Below are 14425 nucleotides of genomic sequence, written 5' to 3'. Positions count from 1 at the left end.
GCGCCAAGCGCCCCAATGCGGCATTGGGTGCGCTGGGCGCACCCAACGTGGCGTTCGGTGCGTTGAACGCAACCAACGCCACATTGGGGTGGGCCGAAGCGAGCCCGTGAGTCAGCGAGTCATGGATAAACCAGGCGCATCAACGGTTTCCCCGTCCGTACGCTCCGGATCTCCAGCGAGGCGATGTCCTGGGACTTCATCGGTGTGCCCACCACGACCTTGGCCGTGTTCTCCGGAAGGGCCTTCCAGGTGGCGAGTTCGGTCGCGGTGCCGTCGCGGCCGAGGGCGACGAGCGAGTAGTCCCCGCCCTTGCCGCCGCGGTAGCTGCAGGACATTTGGACCTCGGTGCCCCACGACTGGGGGTCGATGCGGGCCGCGGCCTGGATCGGGTATTCGCCGAGGGCCGACATGGCGAGCGCAGGCGGTGGCGGAGGCGCGGCGACAGCGGGCGCAGCGGGCGGCGGAGACACGTCCGGCAGCGAAACGGACACCGCCAAAGCCACCCCGGCAGCGACGGCCAGCGCGGCCACTCCCCCGGTCACCCCGTCCCGGATCCGCCGGCGGCGCCGCACCTTCCGCATCAGCACCGGCAGCAAGTCCGGCATCGGCAGCAAGTCCGGCATCGCCTGGGAGCCCGGCGTCGACGACATCGCCGACAGGTCAGGCACCGACCGCGAGCCCGGTCCCGGCATACCCGGCGCATCCGAGCCCAGCACACCCGGCACATGTCCCGGCACATCCGATCCCGGCACAAATCCCGGCACGCCCGGCACAACCGATCCCCGCCCCGGTACATCCGATCCCGGCACACCCAGTGCAAACCCCGGCACACCCGGCACATCCGAGCCCGGCCCCGAACCCGGCACGATCACCAGATCGGGCACCGGCCCCGAACCCGGCGGCGTCCCCGCGCCGCCGCCGTCACGTTCGCCGGGCCCGAAGGCTCCCCCCGGAGAACCACCTCTGGTCTGCGCGAGCAAACCCGGGAGCCCGGCCAGCTCGCGGACCGCGGCGGCGCACCGGTCGCACTCCTGGAGGTGCTCCTCGAACGCCTGCCGGTCCTCCGGTGACAGCGCACCGAGCACGTACGCGGCGTCGTAGGTCGCGAACTCGTCGGCGGTCACTGCGTCACCCCCCGCTCTTCCAAAGCCAGGCGAAGCGCCCGCAGCGCGTAGTGCGTGCGGGACTTCACCGTCCCCTCGGCTATCCCCAGGCGGTGGGCCGCGTCGGCCACCGAGTACCCCTGGAAGTAGCACAGTTCGAGCACCTCGCGGTGGCGCACCGAGAGCTCGCCCAGCGCCTCGGCCACCAGCCATCCCTGCACGGCCCGCTCGGTGCCGTCGGCCACCGCGCGCTCGGGCGGAGCGTCGGTGACGACCTCCGAGCGCGAGGTCGCCGACCGCCACCCGTCGATGGCGATCCGGCGCGCGACCGTGAACAGCCACGCGCGGGCCGAGCCCTGTGACTGGTCCAGCACGTCGGTGTGCCGCCACGCCCTCAGCAGCGTCTCCTGCACCACGTCCTCCGCGTGGTTCCTGTTGCCGCCCGTCAGGTGCAGGGCATAGGACCAGAGCGCGGCCGCGTGTTCCTCGTGCAGCGCGCGCATCAGCTGGTCCTCGACGTCACTCCTCGCCACGGAAAGCCCCGGTCAGCGTCCGGCCGGCACCGCGTGCCCGCCGGAAGACTGCCTGGCGCGCACCTCCTGCACCAGCAGCACCAGGCCGCAGATCACGCACAGCGCCTCGGTGACCACGCCCCAGTACTCGAACTGGCTGTTGAACTGGTCGTGCACGCCGTAGAGGCCCACGGTCACCGACAGCAGGTAGGCGAGCAACGTCACGCCGCCGAAGCCGAGCGTGAAGAACGGCGGCACCCAGTGGTGCCAGAACAGCAGCGCGACGGCGATCACGATCCCGGCGATCCCGTTCACCAGGAACAGCGGACCGACCACGGCGATGTCCGAGTAGCCGCTGCCGAAGTACAGGTAGAAGTGGACCGCGGCGGACCCGACCAGCCCGATCGCGCCCAACCCTCGCATCCAGTTGGCCAGCATGATGTTCTCCTTCACCCCGTCTGAATCCTCTCCCCCATTACACGGGGACACGGCCGATCCGGTTCACCGGACAACGCTTTGCGGTGAACGGGTGAACCAGCCGGGCGATCATCTCGTTAGTAGGGGCATGACTGCCGAACTGCACACCCGCCGCTCCGTTCTCACCACCGGGGCCGCCGTCGCCGGCGTCGCCGTGGGCACCGTCGCCCTCGCGGCCTGTGGCGCCGGCTCGGACTCGGGCTCCTCGGGCGGCGACGCCCCCAAGCCCGGCGGGAAGGTGATCGCGCTGTCCGACGTGCCCGTCGGCCAGGCGAAGTCCGCCAAGACCCCCGACGGCCAGGACGTGATCGTGGCCCAGCCGACCGCCGGAACCGTGAACTGCTTCAGCGCCATCTGCACCCACCAGGGCTGCACCGTGAACCCGCCGCAGGGCGCCGAGATCCACTGCCCGTGCCACGGTTCGGTGTACGACTCGCTCACGGGTGCGGTGAAGAACGGCCCGGCCGAGAAGCCGCTGCCGAAGATCAACGTGAAGGTCGACAACGGAGAGGTCGTCACCGCCTGACGACGTAAACCACCCAACGCACGCGAAGGGCCCCTTGTGGACGATCACCGTCCACAAGGGGCCCTTTCGGCGTGAAACTCCTCAGCCGTTCCAGCTGAACAGCGGGTCGCCCGCCGCGACCGTGCGCCCGGGCTCGAGGCCCGCGAGCACGTCGGCCTGGGCGTCGAGCCCGACCACGGGCACGATCGGCGAGTAGCCGGCGGCCGTCACGGCCTCGGGGTCCCAGCCGATCACCGGCTGGCCGGCGCGCACCGACTCGCCCTTGACCACGTGGAGGGTGAAGCCCTCGCCCTTCTCCTTCACCGTGTCGATGCCGAGGTGCACGAGCACGGCGCGCCCGTCCTCGGTCGCCACCACGAAGGCGTGCGGGTGCAGGGTCACGACGGTGCCGTCGACCGGCGCGACGGCGTCGGAGCGCCCGCCGCTCGGCTTCACGGCGATGCCGGGGCCGACCATCGCCTCGGCGAACACCGGGTCGGGCACCTCGGTGATCGCGACGACCTCGCCCGCGACGGGGCTCAGGATTTCGAGGCTCACATCAGGTCCTCGATGTCGCTGGCGATCGTGTCCGCCTCGGGGCCGACGATCACCTGCACCGCGGAGCCCATCTTCACCACGCCCATCGCGCCCGCGGCCTTGAGCGCCGCCTCGTCGACGAGGCTGGTGTCCTCCAGCTCGCAGCGAAGGCGCGTGATGCAGCCTTCGATCTCGACGACGTTGTCCACGCCGCCGAGCGCCGCGAGAATCTTCTCAGGCCTGTCATCCGCCATCGCGGCCTCCTCGTTTCCCGTTGGTTCCCCACGTGAGCCAGTGCGCTCCACCAGTACTACGCCGTTCGTCGGCATGCACGTCGCCGCAGGCCACGAACGTATAACGGTGGTTGACACCCACTCGCGAGGCGGAGCATTCTGCCCCATCGGAATTATTGGTCTAGACCGGAACGTACCAATCTTCCGGCGAAGACGCGAGCACCGGTCGCCCGGTGCGACGACACGAGGAGGGTGACATCGATGAGCGCTGCCGCGCACGTCCCGCCGCCCGACGGCGTCGACCGGGTCGACCGGGTGATCAACGGGCCCACGCCCAAGCACGCCCAGCTGCGCGAGATCCTGCGCCGGTCTGTGGAGCGCGAGCTCCCGCCCGGTTCGCCGATCCCGTCGGAGCGGGAGCTCGCCCAGCGCTACGGTGTCTCGCGCCTCACGGTCCGCTCGGCGATCGGCAAGCTCGTCGAAGAGGGCCTGCTGGCCCGGGTGCGCGGCAAGGGCACGTTCACCGCCGCGCGCCGCATGGAGTTGCAGCTCTACCTGATGTCCTTCACCGACGACATGCGCCGGCGCGGGCTCACCCCGACCACGGAGGTGGTGTCCACGTCGCTCGAGGTCCCGCCGGTGACCTCGGCGCACGCACTCGGCCTCGCCGAGGGCGTGGCGGCCCACCGGCTTGTGCGGCTGCGGCGCGCGGACGGCGTGCCGCTGGCCGTGGAACGCGGCTGGTACCACGCGGGCCGCACGCCCGGACTGCTCGACCTCGACCTCACCCGTTCCCTGTACGCCCAGCTGGCCGAGGCCTACGACCTGCGGCCGGACCAGGCGTACCAGACGGTGTGGGCCGAGTCCGCGGATCGCGAGACGGCGCGCCTGCTCGGCATGCGCACCGGCACTCCGCTCCTCGTTTTCCGCCGGGTCTCCAGCGCAGGCGGAGAACCGGTGGAGGACATGACGTCCTGGTACCGGGGAGACCACTACCAGGTGACCATGCAGTTGGACCGGAACACCCCGGATTCCGGCCACCAACCCCACCACGGAGGTACCCGACGATGAGCGCCACCACCACAGAGGGGGCGAAGGGCAAGAAGAGCGGCGGCGGGCTCGCCGGGCTGCAGCGCTTCGGCCGCAGCCTGATGCTGCCCATCGCCGTCTTGCCCGCTGCCGGTCTTCTCAACCGGCTGGGCCAGGACGACGTTTTCGGCAGCAAGGGCCTGGGCTGGGACAAGGTCTCGGCCGTGATCGGCGCAGCGGGCGGTGGCCTGTTCGACTGGCTGCCGCTGCTGTTCGCCATCGGTATCGCGGTCGGCTTCGCGCGTAAGGGCGACGGCTCGACAGCCGTCGCCGCGGTCGTGGGTTGGATCGTGTTCAACAAGGTGATCCAGGCCATCGCGCCGATCAGCAGCCAGCAGGGTTACAAGCCCGCGTGGGACGCGTCGCCGATCCACTGGCCCTACAGCGTGCTGACCGGTGTGATCAGCGGCATCGTCGCCGCCCTGCTGTGGCAGCGCTACTACCGGATCAAGCTGCCGAGCTGGCTGGCCTTCTTCGGCGGCCGCCGCTTCGTGCCGATCGTCACCGCGTTCGCGATGATCATCCTCGGCGTGATCTTCGGCCTGGTCTTCAAGTACGTCGACGCCGCGATCAACGACGTCGGCAAGGCTGTGGTCGGCTCCCCGGTGGTCGGTGGCGGCATCTATGGCGTGCTCAACCGCCTGCTGATCCCGATCGGCCTGCACCAGCTGCTCAACGTGCCGGTGTGGTTCGTCTTCAACGGCGGTGACATCCCGAACTTCCTGAACAACCACGTCCAGGGCTCGGGCATCTTCCAGACCGGCTTCTTCCCGATTTTCATGTTCGCCCTGCCCGCCGCGGCGCTCGCGATCTGGCAAACCGCGAAGCCGGGCCAGAAGAAGCTCGTGGGCTCGATCATGATCTCGGCTGCGCTGACCTCGTTCATCACCGGTGTCACGGAGCCGATCGAGTTCGCGTTCATGTTCGTGGCGTGGCCGCTCTACATCTTCCACGCGATCATGACCGGTGTTTCGCTGGCGGTCTGCAACGCGCTCAACATCCACCTCGGCTTCTCGTTCTCGGGCGGCGCGATCGACTTCGCCCTGAACTCGTCGCTGGACACCGCGCACAACGTCGTCTGGCTGATCCCGATCGGCCTGGTCTTCGCCGCGATCTACTACGTGGTCTTCCGGTTCGTGATCACGAAGTGGAACCTGAAGACACCGGGCCGCGAGGACGACTCCATCGAGGCCGACCTCGACCGCACGGCCGCGAAGTAAGCTCGACCACAAGAAAACCGAGAGAGGACGACCATGCCGGAGAAACGAGTCACCGTGGCCAGCAAGGTGGGCCTGCACGCCAGGCCGGCCGCGCTGGTCGCCAAGGCGGCCGCGGCGCAACCCGTCGCGGTGACCATCGCCAAGGCCGGCGGCGACGCGGTGGCCGCCGGCAGCGTGCTCAACCTGATGACGCTCGCCGCCGCCTTCGGCGACGAGGTGGTCATCAGCGCCGAGGGCGAGGGCGCCGACGCCGCGATCGAAGCGGTGGCGGAGCTCGTCGCCACGGATCTCGACGGCAACTGACAGGCTGCTCGGGCGGGGGCGGATTCACACTCCGCCCCCGCCCTTTGCGGCTTCAAGAACCACTGGCTACCAGCGTTCAAGCCAACTCCGCCTGAGGCATCCGAATTCTCGATGACACGAAGAACATGTCATCCCAGGGCGCACACATATCCCGGTATCGGTCAGCCTCGTCGCCTCCGTATCGCGCCTCAATTCCGGCCGCGATAACCGCATCCAAGTGCCTTCCCTGCGGACAGAGGGTACTCTTCGCTACGATTCGGTCATCCTTACGAATGCGAATGAGCTCGCTCAACGAGGAATCAGGCAGACCACCTAGCCAGAGATCCGAAATCCTGCGTAAATACTGTGCATCTGGACTGCATTCGCCGTCCAACTCGTCAAGTACGACACAGTTCCGTTCCACCTCGCTCCACCAGCCGTGGAACCCCAGGTTCTGAGACGCGAGAGGAAGAGCGCGCCGGAGATACTCGCCGGCGTTCGTACGGTCACCGCCAGACGACTTGTGATCAGCCATTTCTACGAGTTTATTGCAGGCCTGCAGGAGAAATTCAGGACTGTGCAATGGAAGGCCGTCGCGGATACTAAAATACAGCCATCTCGGGTTTTCAGGGTCGCGCTCTCGCGCAGCCGAAAGCAGCGCCAGATTTCTCTGCGTCTTTCGCTTCCGGACAGCCACCTCCCTACCGTAACCGTCATGATTGAGCGTGAAGTTGAGTTTATGCAGGCGAACCGGCGAGTCACCATCAGCCGACACCACCGGATACTCGTGAACTTCACCTCGGTACTCTATGCAGCCGCTTGCGAAGAACACACGCGGCACTTCATTTACCCAGGAATCGCGGTCGACATCGTAAATAACCGGCGCGATGGCCAGATCTTCCCGAGGCTGATTGGCAAGTGCGCTCAATCCGCCAAAGAGTTTCTCAACCTCTCCCACGGGGAGCCATTCGTCAGCATCAACGAAAAAGACCCAGACGCTGTCAAATAGCTCAAGTGCCCGATTTCTGGCGGCCGCAAAGGATTCCATCCATGGAATCCGAACCAATTGCACGCCATGTGCCTCGTAACTTGCCGCCAACCCGCAAGTACTGTCCACCGACCCCGTGTCCAGGACCACAATGCTCGAGAACCCGCGCCCGATGACACTGTCAAGGCAGCGGCCAATACAACGCTCTTCATCCTTGGCCAGAATCACCACGTGGACCGGCAAATATCTCATATTGTCCCCCTTCGGCAGGCGGGCGTGAGGCAAGACGTGAAAACTCGCCCCACGCCCAGAAAACCTGGCGGTCACGCGGTCACGCGGTCACGCGCATGCTTCCTTCTCTCCAACATGAACCGTGCCGCCGCACGGCGCATTATAGACAGTGAGATCGAAAACATAGCAATACACGATTCCACCATTGGGCGAATAGTCGTACTCATAGGCAAAAACGAAATTGGCCAGGTTGCACCACTTCGACTGCGTCCGCGGAATCGGATCAGGCGTCGAACAACTCGCGGGAGCTGCGGCCGAGCTCGCAGACATCGACTCAGCCGAAGCGACACCACCAAACCCGGAAAGCACCGCAGAAGCAGCCAAAGCGCCCACAGCCAGCCCAGATTTCAAGGCGCGGCGTCCCGATCCCGACCGCCTCGCCGGCACTGGGGCGGCAAGATCTTCCTCAATGCGACCAAGAAACCCTTCCCTCGCATCGGTCGACATAGCGCTTCCTTCCCAAACGTTAATGTAAACCTACGACGGGAGATTTTCAGGCGACAATCCACAGAACTGCGTCGACAGACACAGCGAAAATTGCATGGCCAGCCCAGTGGCTGTTATTCCAAGCCGCCAATGAAAGCACAGTTTAAAATCTGCGACGGCAGTAAACCGCCACCTCGTCCCCTCCCCCTGCGATCTCGACAGTATCCGGCAATCTCACACGCGAAAACCCGCCAATCGAGTGATCAAGTCACCACTGCCCGATCGCCCTGACCAGCACCGACCAGACGATGCAGGCAGCCGATCCAGGCCCGCAGAGGACGCCCGACACCGGGTGGCCCCTTCGCGCGTAACCGGGATGTTTAAGCTGGCTACATGGAAAGCCTGCGCCTGATCGACAAGTGGCCGGTGGACAACGCCGCGGCCGGGGTGGTTTCCGCCGACGGCGCGGTGCGCGACCGCCGCGGCGATTCCGCCCGCGTGTTCCGCCTGGCGTCGGTGACCAAGCTGCTCACCGCGTACACGGCGCACATCGCGCTCGAGGAGGGCGTGGTCGAGCTGGACACGCCCGCCGGCCCCGAGGGCTCCACCGTGCGGCACCTGCTCGCGCACACCTCCGGCCTCGCCTTCGACGCGCACAAGGAGATGGCCCCGCCTGGCACCCGCCGCCTGTACTCCAACGCCGGCTTCGAGGTCCTGGCCGAAACCCTCACCGAACACTCCGGCATCGCCTTCGCCGACTACCAGCGCGAAGCCCTGCTCGACCCCCTCGGCATGACCACCACGGCCCTGGACGGCTCCCCCGCCTCCGGCGCCACGTCCACTGTGGACGACCTACTGCGCTTCGCCGCCGAACTGCAGTCCCCGAAGCTCCTCGCGCCCTCCACCCTCGCCGCCGCCACCGACGTCGCCTTCCCCGGCCTCAACGGCGTCCTCCCCGGCTTCGGCTACCAGAAACCCAACGACTGGGGCCTCGGCTTCGAGCTGCGCGACCACAAGTCTCCGCACTGGACCGGCTCCGCGAGCTCCCCGCGCACCTTCGGCCACTTCGGCCAGTCCGGCACCTTCCTCTGGGTGGACCCCGAAGCAGGCCACGCCTGCGTCGCCCTGGCGGACCGCTCGTTCGGCCCGTGGGCAGCCGAGGTGTGGCCCCCGTTCACGGATGCGGTACTGGCAGAACTGAAGGGCTGACTCACCGCCCCAATGTTGCGTTCGGTGCGCTCAACGCAACCAACGCCACATTGGGGCGTTTTGCCCCACCACCCAAGGCGACGGACCTACGCAACCAGGCCCACCACCCAAGGCGACGAACCGAAAACCTCACTCCATGACGCGGATCGGTTCCCCAGCCTGAAAAGCCGCAATATCCTCCACCGCATCCCGATAGAAGATCTCGTACGTCTCCCGGCTCACATATCCGACGTGCGGCGTCAGAATCACGTTGTCGAGACCACGAACCGGATGATCAGCCGGCAACGGCTCCACGTCATACACATCCAACGCCGCCGCGGCGATCTGCCGCGAACGCAAGGCATCCACCAACGCAGCTTCATCCACAATCGGCCCACGAGACGTGTTCACCAGCAACGCCGTCGGCTTCATCCGCGCCAGCTCCGCGGCCCCGACCAACCCGCGGCTACGGTCGGACAGCACCACGTGCACCGACAACACATCACTACGCTCGAACAGCTCTTTCTTGCCGACAGCCGTCACCCCGTGCTCCGCGGCCTTTTCGGGCGTCAGATTCGGGCTCCACGCGATCGTCTCCATTCCGAACGCCTGCCCGATCTTCGCCGAAGCACTCCCCAGGCGCCCCAACCCGAGCAGGCCCAGCGTCTTCCCGCTCAACACGGTCCCGACGCCGACCTGCCACCCACCTTCCTGCATGGACCGCACATCCGCCGGCAGGTTCCGCGCCGCGGCCAGGATCAACGCCCACGTGTGCTCCAGCGTCGGCGAGCCGAGGTACCCCGTCGCCGACACGACGACCCCGTTGCGCTTCGCCGCCGCGACATCGATCGCCGCGTTGCGACGGCCGGTGCTCACCAACAGGCGCAAATCCGGCAGTCGATCGAGCACCTCCGAGGGAAACCGCGTGCGCTCGCGCATCGCCACGGCGACGTCGAAGCCGGCCAGCTTCCGGACCACGTCGTCGGGGCCGGTGAAGGCCTCGGTGATGACCTCGATGTCGGCACCGAGGGAGTCCCAGTCGGCGTAGCTGAGCGCGACGTTCTGGTAGTCGTCGAGGATCGCGATCTTCATGCGCCCCACCGTAGTCCGCTCAGGCGCGCAGAACAGCGTCCACCCGCAAGCCGGCGCCGGTCCAGCGGATCCCGGCCAGATCCTGGACCACGGGCGCGGCGGGCGAGTCCAGCGCGCCGCGGCCCACGCCCACCACGGCGGCGGGGCCGGCCGCCACCGCGGCGGCCAGGCCGTTGCCGCTGTCCTCGAAGATCGCGCACTCGCCGATCGGCACGCCGACCCGCCGCGCCCCGAGCAGATAGCCCTCGGGGTCCGGTTTGCCCCGCGACACGTCGGCGGCCGTCACCACCACGGGCGCGAGCGGCAGGCCCGCGGCGGCGAGCCGGGCTTCGAGCAACGGCCGCGACGCCGAGGTCACCACGGCCCAGTTCCCTGCCACGCTCGCGAGCAGCTCGGCCGCGCCGGGGATCGCGACGGTGGTGCCGGCGTCGCCGATCTCCAGCTCGTCGATCCGGCGCAGGCCTTCGTCGGCCTGGGCTTCGGGCAGGTGCATCCGCACCGTCTCCGTGGACCGGCGGCCGTGCACCCCGTCGAGCACGACGGCCGGGTCCAGCCCGTGCTCTCGCGCCCACCGCGTCCACGACCGCTCGCCCGAAGCCGTGGAGTCCACTAGCACCCCGTCGACGTCGAACAGCACCGCACGGCACTCCAGGATCATGCTTCTCCTGCCACACAACGGAAGTACAGGAACCGCGGCTTCGTCCGCAGCCCCTCTGCGATCCGCGGGTCGGCCGCGTCGGCCTCGGCCACGGGCATCGGTTCCACCAGCCGGTCGACGGTGAACCCCGCGTCGCGCACCGCGTCGAACGTCCAGCTGAGCGGCCGGCGGTAGAACTGCACCGCCTGACGGTGGGAACCGAGCAGGAACTCGTCGTCGAGCAGCTCGGTCTCGAAGTAGTTCTCGCGCTCGAACCAGTGCCAGTCCTCGCCGGGGTGGTGCACCGAGAACACGAGCTGTCCGCCCGGGCGCAACACGCGGTGGAATTCGCACAACGTCGGTCCGAAATCTGCCAGGTAGTGCAGGACAAGGGACGCGGTGATGACGTCGATCGAACCGTCCTCAAGGGACAGTGGCTTCGCGATGTCGGCGACCTCGAACTTCGCCAGGCCACCGAACTCCTTGTGCGCCAAGGAGATCAGGCCTTCACTGATGTCAACACCCAGCACGTCGGCACCTCGGCCGGCGAGCAACGCGCTCAGATGACCGGCCGCGCACCCGACGTCAAGGACCCGCTTGCCGGTCACGTCACCGGCCAGCTCCACGATCGCCGGGCGGTCGTACAGCGCGTTCGTCACGCTTTTCGCCGCGTGCTCGGCGTAGGCCTGGCTGAACCCGTCGTACTGCGCCGTTTCGAGCCGCGCGGCGCGGGCGCGGCCGACGATCTCGTCGATGACCTCACTCTTCGCGTCCGCGTAGTGCTGGATGTACGTCCAGGTTTTCGCAGCCAGTGTGCGTTTCTTCGCAAGGTATGTCGCCAGCTCCTGAGGATGTGTGCGCATCCGATCACGAAAGAGCAGGTATCGCTCGGTCTGGCCGTTGCCCGGGGAATGGACGTGAAGGTTGACCTTCGGGTCGGTCCCGGTGAAGCAGCGGTGCTTCTCCCAGTCCGGCTCGCGGATCACGAGCCGGTAGCCCGCGGCTTCGAGCGCCGGCACGTAGGCGTCCTCGTCGTCGGAGTCCGGGACTTCCAGCAGGATGTCGATGATCGGCTTGGCGGCGAGGCCGGGTACCGAAGTGGACCCGACGTGTTCGAGCAGCACCACGTTCTCCCCCAGAGCTGTGCGGATTCGCTCAGCTTCGCGTTCGAACAACACCGGCCACTGTGAGTCGTACTCGGCAAGCGTCACCGTGGTGTCGAGGCGCGGCGGCTCGTCGACCCAGGACTCGCGGATTTCGTCGTCGGTGTGCGGCTGCTGGCTCGTGGACGGCAAGGATCCCCCTGATCAACGGCGAATGGGCAGTCGGCCAGGATAGCGATTCGGCAGCCGGCACGCCTCAGGAAATCGGCAGCGGCAGGATGTCCCCGGTCGCCGCCCGCAGGGCAGCGCGCATCTCCTCACGCGGCGCGGGCCGGCCCGTGAAGTGCTCCGCCTGGCCGAACGCCTGGTGCAGCAACATGTCCAGCCCCGTCGCCAGCCGGCCACCGCGAGCGGCGACGGCTTCGGCCAGCGGCGTCGGCCACGGGTGGTAGATCACGTCCAGCACGCTGGGCACGCCCGCGAGCGCGGAGATGTGAGCCAGCACCGCCTCTGGCGGCACGGTGTTCACCAGCACGGCCGTGCGCGCCGCCAGCGCCGGGAAGTCCACTTCGGACCACCGGAGCACCTCGACATCGAGGCCCGCGCGCTTGGCCGCGTCGAGCGTCTCCCCCGCCCGCCTAGGCTCCCGCACCACGAGACTCGCGGACGCCACGCCCAGCGCGGCGAGCCCGACCACCGCGGCCGCCGCCGTTCCGCCGGCTCCGAGCACCACCGCCCGGTCGCCCGGCGAAGGTGCGTACCCACCCGCGGCCCGCAGTGCGCCCGTGACGCCGTCGACGTCGGTGCAATCGGCGAGCCAGCCGCCCTCGACGCGCACCAGCGTGTTCGCCGCACCGACCGCCGCCGCGCGTGGCGTGACCTCGGCCGCGTGGTCGAGCGCCCGGCGCTTGCCCGGCATCGTCACCGACAGGCCGACCCACTCGGGGCCGAGCCCGTCGACGAACCCGGGCAGCTCGTCGGCCCCGGTCTCCACGCGCTCGTACGTCCAGCCCGTGAGCCCGAGCGCGTCGAACGCCGCGCGGTGCAGCACCGGCGAAAGCGAGTGCTCGACCGGCTTGCCCAGCACCGCGGCCTTGCGGGGCCCGTCAGAAGACGCCACGGGAATGCGCCAGATCAATGTTCTTGTTGTGGTCGGTCAGCGTCGTGGCGAAGCAGGAGTGCCCGTCCTTCTCGCACTTCACGAAGTACAGCTCGTCGCCGTCCGGCGGGTCGAGCGCCGCCTTGATGGCGTCGGTGCTGGGCACCCCGATCGGGGTCGGCGGGAGGCCGTAGTTCAGATACGTGTTGTACGGCCCCGGGGCTTCCCGATCCGCCTTGTTCGTGAGCAGGGTCGGTTTGTCGACCACGTAGTTCACGGTCGAGTCGAAGCCGAGTTTGATCCTCTGGTCGAGCCGGTTGTAGATGACCCGCGCGATCTTGGGGAAATCGGGGGTGATCGCCTCGCGCTCGATGAGCGACGCGACGATCAGCGTCTGGTACGGCGTCTGCTTGGGCCCGGTGCTCTGGGCGCTCAAGCCCGCGGCCTGGATGGCCGAGGCCGACTGCTTCACGAGGTTCGTGATCAGCTCCGACGCAGTCCAGCCCGGTTTGACGTCGTAGAGCCCCGGCGCGATCAGGCCTTCGATGCGCTTGTCCTTGCTCAGGGCCTTCTGCGCGGGGTCCACCGCCCAGTCGGGCACGCCGAGCGTCTTGAGATCGGCGTCCGCGACGGTCTTGCGCAACGCGTCCGTGGAGACGCAGGTGCTCTTGCCGTCGAGCTCGGCGCACGAGGCCTTGGAGATCGCCGAGTAGATACCCGGCGCGACCTTGTCGCCGGGCTGCTTCACGTCGTCGAGCTGCATGTACGGGCGGATCTCCAGCCGGCCGACGTGCGCGCCCGGCGAGGTGATCAGCGACACCGCGCTCTCGCCGGACATGTGCTGCTTGAGCAGGTAGTAGCCCTGCTGGATCCGGCTCAGCGCGGTGTTCTCCGCGCCGGCCTTCACGAACGCCGAGGTGCTCGCGACGACGCCCGCGTCCACCAGCTTGCCGCCGATCGCCGACGTGGTGTCGCCGTCTTCGACCTGGATGAGCGCGCTGCCTTCGCCGGTGCCGTCGAAGTCGTTGTAGCCGAAGATCTTCTGGTAGCCGTAGTACGCGCCGCCGGCGAACACCACGAGGACCAGCAGCGCCGCGACCCAGCCGAGCGCGCGTTTGCTGCGCTTGCGCTTCTTCTTTTTCTTGGCGGGCGCGGGTTCTTCGGCGTACTCCTCGTCTTCGTACTCGGCGTCCTCGTATTCGCCGTACTCCTCGTCGTCGTACGCCTGGTCGTACTCGCCGTCTTCGCGGTACTCGTCTTCGTAGTCGTCGTCGCCGAACAGGTCGTCGAGCTGCTCACGCTCCTGCGGCGCCGAGTCCGGCACGGCCGGGATCACGTCGGTCGGGTGCTCGACCGGCTGCGGCCTGCGCCTCGGCGACGGACCCGGCCTGCCGAGCCGCGGGTCGGGCGGCATGGAGCCGTCGGGCGGGCCGGCGAAGCGCGGGTCAGGCGGCATCGAACCGTCGACGGGACCGGCGAAGCGGGGGTCGCGAGGCATGGAGCCGTCAGGCGGGCCGGCGAACCGGGGGTCCGGCGGCATGGAGCCATCGACCGGGCCGTTGAAACGCGGGTCAGGCGGCATCGAACCGTCCACCGGGCCGGCAAAGCGCGGGTCAGGCGGCATCGAGCCGTCCACAGGACCT

16 protein-coding genes and 1 pseudogene are annotated in these 14425 nt (G+C 68.1%); 5 read left to right on the top strand and 12 right to left on the bottom strand.

From position 1 onward, the window contains the following. Positions 1 to 968: 968 nt before the first annotated feature. From AB0H62_RS38400 to AB0H62_RS38390, 3 genes and pseudogenes are all read right to left on the bottom strand, one after another. Positions 969 to 1124 (bottom strand): annotated as a pseudogene (locus AB0H62_RS38400) (zf-HC2 domain-containing protein); the annotation flags it as partial. Further along, positions 1121 to 1606 (bottom strand): sigma-70 family RNA polymerase sigma factor, encoded by a 486-nt coding sequence (locus AB0H62_RS38395; RefSeq protein WP_220247519.1) that lies wholly within the window; start codon positions 1604 to 1606, stop codon positions 1121 to 1123. The pseudogene AB0H62_RS38400 and the gene AB0H62_RS38395, both read right to left, overlap by 4 nt. A 42-nt stretch (positions 1607 to 1648) precedes the next feature. Next, positions 1649 to 2053 (bottom strand): hypothetical protein, encoded by a 405-nt coding sequence (locus AB0H62_RS38390; protein ID WP_220247518.1) that lies wholly within the window; start codon positions 2051 to 2053, stop codon positions 1649 to 1651. 127 nt (positions 2054 to 2180) lie between these two features. Here AB0H62_RS38390 and AB0H62_RS38385 point away from each other — a divergent pair, with 127 nt between their 5' ends. Next, positions 2181 to 2618 (top strand): Rieske (2Fe-2S) protein, encoded by a 438-nt coding sequence (locus tag AB0H62_RS38385; RefSeq protein ID WP_220238452.1) that lies wholly within the window; start codon positions 2181 to 2183, stop codon positions 2616 to 2618. 81 nt (positions 2619 to 2699) lie between these two features. Here the strand turns inward: AB0H62_RS38385 and AB0H62_RS38380 are convergent, their stop codons facing one another. Then, positions 2700 to 3155 carry a PTS glucose transporter subunit IIA gene (locus AB0H62_RS38380; RefSeq protein ID WP_220238451.1) on the bottom strand — a complete coding sequence of 152 codons (456 nt, stop codon included), beginning with the start codon at positions 3153 to 3155 and terminating at the stop codon, positions 2700 to 2702. After that, a complete protein-coding gene (locus AB0H62_RS38375) occupies positions 3152 to 3463 on the bottom strand; it encodes a PTS glucose/sucrose transporter subunit IIB (RefSeq protein ID WP_255637710.1) in 312 nt (103 codons plus the stop codon). The genes AB0H62_RS38380 and AB0H62_RS38375 overlap by 4 nt, the downstream gene beginning before the upstream one ends. Positions 3464 to 3628: 165 nt before the next feature. On the opposite strand from AB0H62_RS38375, the gene AB0H62_RS38370 reads away from it, so the two are divergent. Genes AB0H62_RS38370 through AB0H62_RS38360 form a run of 3 tightly spaced genes read left to right on the top strand, consistent with a single transcriptional unit; the run spans position 3629 to position 5979 of the window. Next, the gene (locus AB0H62_RS38370) at positions 3629 to 4438 is read left to right on the top strand and encodes a GntR family transcriptional regulator (protein ID WP_220238450.1); all 810 of its coding nucleotides are present in this window, start codon (positions 3629 to 3631) and stop codon (positions 4436 to 4438) included. Beyond that, on the top strand, positions 4435 to 5676 hold the full coding sequence (locus AB0H62_RS38365) for a PTS transporter subunit EIIC (RefSeq protein ID WP_220238449.1): 1242 nt from the start codon (positions 4435 to 4437) through the stop codon (positions 5674 to 5676). The genes AB0H62_RS38370 and AB0H62_RS38365 overlap by 4 nt, the downstream gene beginning before the upstream one ends. A gap of 33 nt (positions 5677 to 5709) precedes the next feature. Continuing rightward, entirely contained in the window at positions 5710 to 5979 is a 270-nt protein-coding gene (locus AB0H62_RS38360) for an HPr family phosphocarrier protein (RefSeq protein ID WP_220238448.1), read from the top strand. Positions 5980 to 6055: 76 nt separating this feature from the next. On the opposite strand, the gene AB0H62_RS38355 is transcribed toward AB0H62_RS38360, so the two are convergent. Together AB0H62_RS38355 and AB0H62_RS38350 are read right to left on the bottom strand one after the other, a co-directional pair. After that, positions 6056 to 7198, bottom strand: coding sequence for a glycosyltransferase (locus tag AB0H62_RS38355; protein ID WP_360591576.1), 1143 nt, complete (start codon positions 7196 to 7198; stop codon positions 6056 to 6058). A gap of 87 nt (positions 7199 to 7285) precedes the next feature. Beyond that, the gene (locus AB0H62_RS38350; protein WP_220238446.1) at positions 7286 to 7684 is read right to left on the bottom strand and encodes a hypothetical protein; all 399 of its coding nucleotides are present in this window, start codon (positions 7682 to 7684) and stop codon (positions 7286 to 7288) included. 372 nt (positions 7685 to 8056) lie between these two features. Between AB0H62_RS38350 and AB0H62_RS38345 the strand changes: the two genes are divergently transcribed. Next, positions 8057 to 8872 (top strand): serine hydrolase domain-containing protein, encoded by an 816-nt coding sequence (locus AB0H62_RS38345; RefSeq protein ID WP_360591574.1) that lies wholly within the window; start codon positions 8057 to 8059, stop codon positions 8870 to 8872. A 129-nt stretch (positions 8873 to 9001) separates the two neighbouring features. Here AB0H62_RS38345 and AB0H62_RS38340 read toward each other — a convergent pair whose 3' ends face one another. The 5 genes from AB0H62_RS38340 to mltG form a co-directional block, all read right to left on the bottom strand. Then, the gene (locus AB0H62_RS38340; RefSeq protein WP_360591572.1) at positions 9002 to 9943 is read right to left on the bottom strand and encodes a D-2-hydroxyacid dehydrogenase family protein; all 942 of its coding nucleotides are present in this window, start codon (positions 9941 to 9943) and stop codon (positions 9002 to 9004) included. Between the two features lie 19 nt (positions 9944 to 9962). Then, positions 9963 to 10601 (bottom strand): HAD-IA family hydrolase, encoded by a 639-nt coding sequence (locus tag AB0H62_RS38335; protein ID WP_220238443.1) that lies wholly within the window; start codon positions 10599 to 10601, stop codon positions 9963 to 9965. Further along, positions 10598 to 11875 carry a GrpB family protein gene (locus AB0H62_RS38330; protein ID WP_360591570.1) on the bottom strand — a complete coding sequence of 426 codons (1278 nt, stop codon included), beginning with the start codon at positions 11873 to 11875 and terminating at the stop codon, positions 10598 to 10600. Before AB0H62_RS38330 ends, AB0H62_RS38335 begins: the two co-directional genes overlap by 4 nt. Positions 11876 to 11939: 64 nt before the next feature. Then, entirely contained in the window at positions 11940 to 12803 is an 864-nt protein-coding gene (locus AB0H62_RS38325; RefSeq protein ID WP_220238441.1) for a shikimate dehydrogenase, read from the bottom strand. Beyond that, positions 12790 to 14322, bottom strand: coding sequence for an endolytic transglycosylase MltG (gene mltG, locus AB0H62_RS38320; RefSeq protein WP_360591568.1), 1533 nt, complete (start codon positions 14320 to 14322; stop codon positions 12790 to 12792). The genes AB0H62_RS38325 and mltG overlap by 14 nt, the downstream gene beginning before the upstream one ends. Between the last annotated feature and the right edge of the window lie 103 nt (positions 14323 to 14425).

The organism is Amycolatopsis sp. NPDC050768 (assembly GCF_040654155.1).
GTDB lineage: Bacteria > Actinomycetota > Actinomycetes > Mycobacteriales > Pseudonocardiaceae > Amycolatopsis.
Note: the sequence above shows the minus strand (reverse complement) of the source record. Positions and strands in the feature narration are given on the sequence as shown.

Coding starts and splice junctions, on each gene's coding strand:
- AB0H62_RS38395 (WP_220247519.1), bottom strand. CDS start 1,606: ATGCGCGCGCTGCACGAGGAACACGCGGCCGCGCTCTGGTCCTATGCC.
- AB0H62_RS38390 (WP_220247518.1), bottom strand. CDS start 2,053: ATGCTGGCCAACTGGATGCGAGGGTTGGGCGCGATCGGGCTGGTCGGG.
- AB0H62_RS38385 (WP_220238452.1), top strand. CDS start 2,181: ATGACTGCCGAACTGCACACCCGCCGCTCCGTTCTCACCACCGGGGCC.
- AB0H62_RS38375 (WP_255637710.1), bottom strand. CDS start 3,463: ATGCCGACGAACGGCGTAGTACTGGTGGAGCGCACTGGCTCACGTGGG.
- AB0H62_RS38370 (WP_220238450.1), top strand. CDS start 3,629: ATGAGCGCTGCCGCGCACGTCCCGCCGCCCGACGGCGTCGACCGGGTC.
- AB0H62_RS38365 (WP_220238449.1), top strand. CDS start 4,435: ATGAGCGCCACCACCACAGAGGGGGCGAAGGGCAAGAAGAGCGGCGGC.
- AB0H62_RS38360 (WP_220238448.1), top strand. CDS start 5,710: ATGCCGGAGAAACGAGTCACCGTGGCCAGCAAGGTGGGCCTGCACGCC.
- AB0H62_RS38355 (WP_360591576.1), bottom strand. CDS start 7,198: ATGAGATATTTGCCGGTCCACGTGGTGATTCTGGCCAAGGATGAAGAG.
- AB0H62_RS38350 (WP_220238446.1), bottom strand. CDS start 7,684: ATGTCGACCGATGCGAGGGAAGGGTTTCTTGGTCGCATTGAGGAAGAT.
- AB0H62_RS38345 (WP_360591574.1), top strand. CDS start 8,057: ATGGAAAGCCTGCGCCTGATCGACAAGTGGCCGGTGGACAACGCCGCG.
- AB0H62_RS38340 (WP_360591572.1), bottom strand. CDS start 9,943: ATGAAGATCGCGATCCTCGACGACTACCAGAACGTCGCGCTCAGCTAC.
- AB0H62_RS38335 (WP_220238443.1), bottom strand. CDS start 10,601: ATGATCCTGGAGTGCCGTGCGGTGCTGTTCGACGTCGACGGGGTGCTA.
- mltG (WP_360591568.1), bottom strand. CDS start 14,322: ATGCCGCCGGACCCCCGGTTCGCCGGCCCGCCTGACGGCTCCATGCCT.